Raw genomic sequence first — 7,621 nt, forward strand, 5'->3', positions numbered from 1 at the left:
GAGCGAAACGATCGCCTCGGCCGGTACCGGTGGAAGATCGAACGCACCATTGCCTGGCTCACCGGCTACCGACGTATGACCATCCGCTACGAGCGTCACGGCGAACACTTCGCCGGTTTCCTCCACCTCGCCGCCGCACTCACCTGCTTCAAGAAACTCCCCACATGAGACACCCTCTTAGTAACCATCTGCCACGCTCGGACCCACACCTGGTGGGTGCCACGGCGAACGTGCGTCCTCTGGCGACCAAACCATCAACAACGTTCGACGTGCGTACCGCCGGCGTCACCGCGCCGGATGCCCGAAACTATACCGAAAGATCGTGCCCAGCATCGGCCTCCGCCACCGCCTGGCAACCAACAGTGCACCCACGCACGTACGGACCGCTACCGTCAGTCGGTATGGGGACCACCTTCCACGGGCCGAGCCCGTGGCCACACATCACCCGCGCGATCGGCACCCGCGGCGCCCGCCACGCGGCGATCGCCTACCTCGGCCAGGACGCACCCGATCTGCTTCCCCTGCGCGCCGGTGACTTGTTGGTCGTCAACGCGTCCAAGGCCGCGATCCGGGCGCATGCCACCTCCCCCGCCGCCCTCGCCTACTACCTCAGTGAGGGTGTTCGGGTGCTGTCGTCGCCGACCCTGCATGCGAAGGTGATCGTCACCGGTCGGCGAGCGGTGGTCGGGTCGGCGAATGCCTCCGAGAACTCGGCCTTCGCCGACGATGCCGTCATCATCACCGATGACCCCGAGGTGATTGCGTCGGTGCGGACGTTCATCGACCGCATCGACGAGGTCACCGAAGTCGATGAGGTTTTCCTCGAGAACGCGGCCCGGGAGTGGGAGATCGGCCGGGCAGTGCCCATCCCTGGAGTGACCGGTCGAATCCGCGACCCGGAGGCCGAGTTTCTGCCGGTCCCGGTCACCCGGATGTTCGTCAAGCATGCGGTCGATTACGAGCCCAGTCCCACCGAACAGCATGTGCTCGACGAGCACCGGTCGCGGCAACCGGCCACGGCTGGACCGGCGGTGAAGTACGCGCTCGAATCGCTGCGCCTCGACCGAACCAGCGCTGTCCGGCGCGGCGACGTGGTCGTCTTCGTCTCCATCGACGACGGATGGGTGTACCCGCCGGCCGTCGTGGTGTCCGACCCCATGAAGATCCCGCGATCCGGTGGTGCGGTGCTGTACTTCCTGCGGATCCGCATCGATCTGACCCCGCTGCCCCTCACCGATGCCGAGAGGGCGCTCACCGATCTCGGGCACCCCGGTTCACGGTTGCGGACCGATCACTTCGTCCGCTCCCCCGGTCTACGGACCGACCTGCTCGCCTTGTGGGGTCTCTGACCGTCCTCAACACCTCGACGGGAGGACTCGGCTGCGCCGGAACCGCCGAACCCAACAGCGGAATTGCGAGACGGCGCTGGAAACCCCGACAGTGCTGCTCGCCGCTCGAGCGATCTCCATGCGGTGCTGGCCGCCCGCCGACAGGGTGAACTGTTCTCACCATTCGTGGTCGACCCGTCGTTCGCGGTCGACCCGTGCCCGAACGGGGAGACGGCTCCGCACTCCGGTCTGCACCCCTAATCGTGTGCAGTCGACCGCGGTGTTCACCGAATCATACCGACACAACAATGCATTAGCACTCGATCGTGGGGAGTGCTAAATTCTCTGCGCGCGGTGACATCAACCCGCACGAACCTGTAACGCCCAGAAAGGATCCGCACCACCGTGACCGCCGTCTCCGGCCCGCATCTGCCCACCACCCAGCCCTCCCGCGCCGCCGGTCGCGGCGAGCCCGTGCCGACCGACATGGCGCTCCTCGAGTCCTGGGAAGCGGGTATTGCCGTGATCATCGGCCTGGCCGTGCTGACGATCCTGGTGTGCACCGTCCTCGGGTCCTTCCCGCTGGCCCTTTTCGCGCTCGTCGTGGTCGCCGGCGTCGCCGGTCTGGTCACCGCCGCCCTCTGATCCGGCCGGCATACCCCGTCCGCTGCCGGGAGCGGACAGATCCGCTCCTCTGGCGGCAGCACGCTTGCGGTGGGTGTGCACCCTGATCTCCGTTGCCGGCCTGCGAGGTTGTGGTCTCAAATCACTTTCTGGGAGTGGGACTCTCAGGAGATTCACAGGCATCGTGGGGACGGGTGATGCGACGATGAAGCATGCGCCGCCATCGTTGGCCGGCCCTCGCGCCGCCCACCATCGGAGGGATCGTCGTGCACGCGGGCATGCCGATCGCGGCGGAGAAGGACCTCACCCTCGAGCTGTCCGCGGCGACCGCGTTCGCGTCCGGGTTGCTGCTGCGGTTCACGCTGTGCGTCACCGGTGTCCGCGCCGACTTCACGCGCTACGAAACCCGGGCCCTGACCGACCCCGGTGACTGGTCGGCGCAGTGATCCTATCTGGCCGTCCGCGTCGGCGCCGACGACCTCGACGGGTTCGCCGACCCGTTCCACCCGACACCCGATTCCGGACAGGAGGGATCCGGCCCGTACCGCACCACGCCGCAGTACTGGATCGGCACCTACCCGACCACCGGATCACTGACCGTCACCACCGGCTGGCCACAGGTCGGACTCCACCCCACCTCGGTCACCCTCACACTCGGTCCCAGCCCCTTCCCCACCACCTTCGGATCCGGTGCTCGTCGATGACATGTAGGATCTCGCTGCCGGTGACATTTTGAGACGCTACGAACTGGCGTTTCCCATGTGTCTCACGGTATGGCCATCGCAATCTGTCTCAATTTCCTGGCATTTCCTCAGGAAGCATCACATGCGAGCGTGCCGAGCCGGGCCGCATGGTCAGGTCAGCGGAGAGGGTGCGTCGCGCGACTTTACTTCAGCCGTCCAACGTCCATTTGCATCCCTGGGTTTCGACCACCTGGCCAGCGGTCAGGCGCAGATACTGTTGGCCCTGAAACGTCTTGCCGTCGAGTAGTTCATCCACCGAAGCACCCTTATAGGGGTAGATCGAGTAGATGCAGAACGGAAAATCTGCCGAGGCCGGCGCGCCCGGTGTTTTGTACACTCCTGCCGCGATATCCGTTCCCACCGCCCATGCTCCGTTCCCGAACGTGGTCAGTGGAGTCCGCATGGGAGGTATAGTCGACGTCGCTACAGGTGCCGTTGAAGTCGGTACCGCTGAGATGGACGTAACGGTCGCACCCACCTGAGCCAGGCTGGTCGTCGTCGTTGAAGTTGCAGCGCTGGTGGAGGAGCCCGCGGCGTTCTCACTGCCGCCTGGCACGGGAACCTTCACGACCTTATTGGCCTTGCCGTCAGTTGCATAGAGCTCCGTCCCGGCGTCATTAACCGCGATACCCTTGATCTCATCGATCTTGAGATCGGTCAACTCAGTCGGTTCAGTAGCCCCTTTCGGGAGCATCAAGACCTTGCGCCCAGGTAAGTCACTGGCGAATAGAGTCCCGCGATCGTCAATCGCGACATAGCTGCTGAAGGTTTCCCCGAGTGCAGGAATAGTCATAGCGGTATCCGATATATCGCGAATAGGATCGACGGCGCCGCCCGCAGCTACGACATGGTTTGTCGTCGGATCGACCGCTATGCCGAGGTAATTCGATCCAACTGGCGCCTTCGGGGCTATGAGGGCTCTCGTCCCGCCAGCAGGAATCCCGACCAATCTGTGATTACCGAAATCGGAGACGTACACGCTACCTGCGTCGCTGACGGCGACGGAGTGCGGCTCGCTGACCCCTTTGAAGGACAACTCCACCTGTTGAGTCGCTCCTGCTGACAGCTTCAGAACTCGATCGTTGTTCGTGTCGACGACGAACAAATCACCGGAGTCGTTCACTGCAATGCCTTCTGGCGACTCAAGACCGACGAATGGCAGCTCTTCCTGACTGGTCGCGCCAGCAGTGAGCTTGAGCACGCGATTGTTTCCCTCGTCGACGACGAAAACATCACCAGCGTTGCTGACCGCGACACCCCCCGGCCGGACGAGGCCGAAGAAGGAGAGCTCTGCCTGCTTCTCAGCACTCAAGGCGGACCCGCACCCAGTCGCTGCGAGCACGGGCAAGACTGTACAGATCAGCACGGCCACGTGGCGAATGCGCGGCGAGACATCGAGCACGATGACTGAACTCCTTCGAGATGGTTAGCCATCAATGTAAGAAACCGCGGCCGGAGTTGCTGCGGCGGGTTGGTCAGATCGAGTTCAATGTCGATCACTCGAATGACAGCTGAACTGCGGATATTGCAGATTTCGCTCATTAACACGATGGCGCACACGACTTGCGTCTAGAGCTGTGGTGAGAAGACGATCCCACAACGGAAGTTAACTCATTTGGATCCATTCACCCGGCCGCACTGGCCCACTATGCCGCCACGCCGCGAATCTCACCGAAATGGCCAACTGGCCACCGGGTGGCCATTTCGCGTGAGATTTGGCCACGACTTCTGATTCCCTACAGGAGCTGTAGGGTTTTACAGTCGATGACATTTTGAGACGCTGCGACCTGCGCGTATACCGTTTGTCTCACGGATGGCCACCATGTTCTGTCTCAATTCCCTGGCACTTCTTCATCCGGCCTCACGATGCGGGCGGGCCGTGCCCCGTGCTGGGATGGGCGAACAGGATGCTCGTGATAGTCGGAAGTCGGGAGTAGTTGGGGCACAGCATGTCTGAGATCATCGTCCAATCTATGGGTGTCGACGATGAACTTCGCAGCAAACAATGTGCACCCCTGCACAGTGAGGTCACGGTGTACAGCATGGGCACTCATCCTGGCCTAGAAATCCGGGGAGCCATTCGCCAGCCGCGCAGGGAGGGCAGTTCGAGTAGACACTGACGTGTGACGTCAACGTTTGGTGCGGCCACGGACCGCCAACACTGCCAGTGCCAGAAGTACCGGGCAGGCCAACCGCACGAAGAAATCGAGGACCGTTCCCCACCCCCTGGGCCGAATCTGTGTCGTACCCGCCGGCCGCAGAAGCGACAGACCCTCCTGTGCCGTGAACTTCAGTGCTTGTTCGAAGCTCGCCGACGCGGTTGTCCCAGACGGAACCACCGGCACCTGCCCGCCTGTACTGTCGGTCGAGGCGGTATCGAGCGGGGAGTAGCGGACCTCTCCCGTCCCTGGTTCGATTTTCGTGATGCGCTCGACTGGTGACGTCACCGTCGCGAAGTCCGGCAGCGTGAACAACGCCGCCGACAGAAACAGCACAGCGATCAGTACCGCGATCGCGCGGGAAGCGCGCAGGCCGTATCCGGACACCGCCCAGTACGCGTCCAGGAGGCGTCGCTCCACCCATGGCGAGGCCTTCTTGGCCTTCTTACGCGGGGCAGGGGATGGAGGCGGAACGAATCCGCGGCGGGGCTTACGGGCGCCGACGCGCCGCATCTCCATCTCGCCGTAGTAGAAGTCGGCCGCGCCCGGCTCGTTCTTCGCATCCTCGTGACTTTTACGTAGGTTCCGATACACGGAAGCGACCTGCGACGCCGACAACACACGGGCATCACCCCCTGGCGGATCACCCCATCCGGCGGTGAAAGCCCGCCGCCACAGCCTCTCCTCCGCGATCACCCACCGACGGGTTCGGCGGATCCAGGGCCGCCGCCACGACCAGGCCGGTGCCCATGAAAAGGTGCAATCCTCGAGTCGCAGCTCGTCCAACCCGTGTGCACCCTCGAACGTGCAACCCGACAGGTCCACCCGCGACAACACCAGCTCGGCCACCGTCGCCCGAGCCAGCGACACCACCGCCGCTCCCGCCATCCCTGTCAGCTCCATGCGCAGACCCTCGGTTAAGGTGTGGGCCTCGATGCGTGCAGCCCAGGCCATATCGTTGTGTGTCCAGACCCTATCCATTTGTTCAGCCCAGTTCCCATCGTTCGGAAACTCCGATAGGGTTCCGGGCCAGCTCCTCGTCGGGATTTTCGGCGCTGAAATGCCTTCCATGATGCTGGGCTTCAAGAACTCGCCGTCTGAGAAATCCACGTGCGGTGAGGTGATGGCCAAGTGAATACCTTCACGGGCTTGACACCGGTGGGCCGTCACCGAGGCGGCCGCTATCACTACGCGACTGCGGACCTCGAAGACCGCCTTGTTGAGAGACACAGATTCGGCGATCCACGGTCCTACCTCGGACGAGCTGAACCGGCATCCGTCTAAAACAAACTGACTCGCTTCAGCCTTGTCGAACATGGCGGGGCCGGTGAAGGTGGCCTCGTCGAACATGGCGGGGCCGGTGAAGGTGGCCTCGTCGAACATGGCGGGGCCGGTGAAGGTTGCCTTGTCGAACATGGCGTGGCCAGTGAAGGTGGCCCCGTCGAACCTGGCGTGGCCGGTGAAGGTTGCCTTGTCGAACATGGCGTGGCCGGTGAAGGTGGCCCCGGAGAAGCCGGCGGGGGCGTGGCCGGTGAAGGTGGCCCCGGAGAAGCCGGCCTGGTCGGCGAAGGCGGCCTTGTAGAACCAGGCGTGGCCGGTGAAGGTGGCCCCGGAGAAGCCAGTGATGCCGGTGAAGGTGGCCCCGTAGAATATGGCGTCGCCGGTGAAAGTGGCCCCGTTGAATACGGCGTCGCCGGTGAAGGTGCTTCTTGGACAGCGCATGCCGTCGATCTGGCAGTGACGAAGGGTTACGCCGACAATCGACTGGCGAGATAGGTCGAGGGAGCCGACTATGCGAGCGCCTTTTATCACGATCTCCTTGACCGTGAGTTCTGGGTGGATGTTGAGCAGAAGCGGGCGGAGCATCTCGGCGCGGATCATGCGATCATGGCCCCAACGAGCCGGATCGTCCTCTGTCGCCGGTACATCCCCTGTGAGATCACATTCCGCGTTGGCGCGTACCGCCGCGAGAAGTTTCTGTTCGGCGGGCGTCGGCGCATCGCCAAGGTCTGGGTCGGGTTTGGGCGGTGTCCCCATATCGCGATCATCCGCCAGTCCGGCGTCCCGTAGTTGAGGTTTGACACCGGCGGTGAGTAATCCCTCGTGCCTTCGGTTCATGTTCGCCGTTGGCGGTGACATGCTTTTTCTATGTAGTGATGACGCTCGGCTTTCCGGGGCGTAGGTATGAGGGCCACGCTCGCTCGGAGACAGGCAGCGGAGCGGTCCCCGCCGGTGCGAGAGTCCGCGCGCGGCCGCCGTGAGGGTGGGACCTCCCCCTGCGGTCCCGTGCCGGATGAACCGAGTCCCGACGCCGACCAGCACACCCGCGCTCCTCACGAACTTCTCCCCAGCACGCTGCCCGAATTCAGGGACTTGCTCAGGCACGCCGGCCGGTCAGGCACCGGAAGTCTCAACAAGGCGTGAGGAATTGGGGTCGAAATCTGATGCCACAGACTCTGGGCGCCGCAGAGCGTCCATGCTTCCACGCCTCGTGTAGCCACTCCACAGGTGCTATCCAATGTGCGCCTGGCGCGGCTTCAAGGAGTCGGGTGCCTCTACCCGGTCCAGTGCCCGGCCACCTGGTCTCTCCAAGAGGACGAACTTATAGGATCTCGCTGCCGATGACATTTCCAGAAGCGGCGAGGGACCGTTGACCGGTCAGGCTGAAGCTAAGTGGTTCCGTCCATAAGTTCGTTGGGGGTCATGCGGCACGGGCTTGAGCGGTTGTTTTGTCGGGCCGATCATGGTCGCGTTCGTGGCGGTCGAG

Annotated in this window: 4 protein-coding genes and 1 pseudogene; 3 read left to right on the forward strand and 2 right to left on the reverse strand. The window is 63.5% G+C overall.

Annotation, left to right across the window (positions count from 1 at the left end; genetic code table 11):
• The first annotated feature begins 401 nt into the window (after positions 1-401).
• From ACFTZB_RS40390 to ACFTZB_RS40400, 3 genes and pseudogenes are all read left to right on the forward strand, one after another.
• Positions 402-1,349 carry a phosphatidylserine/phosphatidylglycerophosphate/cardiolipin synthase family protein gene (locus ACFTZB_RS40390; protein ID WP_378440760.1) on the forward strand — a complete coding sequence of 316 codons (948 nt, stop codon included), beginning with the start codon at positions 402-404 and terminating at the stop codon, positions 1,347-1,349.
• 384 nt (positions 1,350-1,733) lie between these two features.
• Complete coding sequence (locus tag ACFTZB_RS40395) at positions 1,734-1,973, forward strand: hypothetical protein (protein ID WP_378440762.1); 240 nt, start codon at positions 1,734-1,736, stop codon at positions 1,971-1,973.
• Between the two features lie 191 nt (positions 1,974-2,164).
• Positions 2,165-2,656: pseudogene (locus ACFTZB_RS40400) on the forward strand (hypothetical protein).
• A gap of 187 nt (positions 2,657-2,843) precedes the next feature.
• Here the strand turns inward: ACFTZB_RS40400 and ACFTZB_RS40405 are convergent.
• Both ACFTZB_RS40405 and ACFTZB_RS40410 read right to left on the reverse strand, forming a co-directional pair.
• Entirely contained in the window at positions 2,844-4,097 is a 1,254-nt protein-coding gene (locus tag ACFTZB_RS40405; RefSeq protein WP_378440764.1) for a hypothetical protein, read from the reverse strand.
• 727 nt (positions 4,098-4,824) lie between these two features.
• Positions 4,825-6,891: a pentapeptide repeat-containing protein gene (locus tag ACFTZB_RS40410; protein WP_378440766.1), complete on the reverse strand. Its 2,067-nt coding sequence runs from the start codon at positions 6,889-6,891 to the stop codon at positions 4,825-4,827.
• Positions 6,892-7,621: the final 730 nt, after the last annotated feature.

The organism is Rhodococcus sp. NPDC057014, from assembly GCF_042673295.1.
Lineage (GTDB): Bacteria > Actinomycetota > Actinomycetes > Mycobacteriales > Mycobacteriaceae > Rhodococcus_F.

What these genes read in the sequence shown, in the direction of transcription:
- ACFTZB_RS40390 (WP_378440760.1), top strand. Translation starts at nt 402, where the DNA reads ATGGGGACCACCTTCCACGGGCCGAGCCCGTGGCCACACATCACCCGC.
- ACFTZB_RS40410 (WP_378440766.1), bottom strand. Translation starts at nt 6,891, where the DNA reads ATGGGGACACCGCCCAAACCCGACCCAGACCTTGGCGATGCGCCGACG.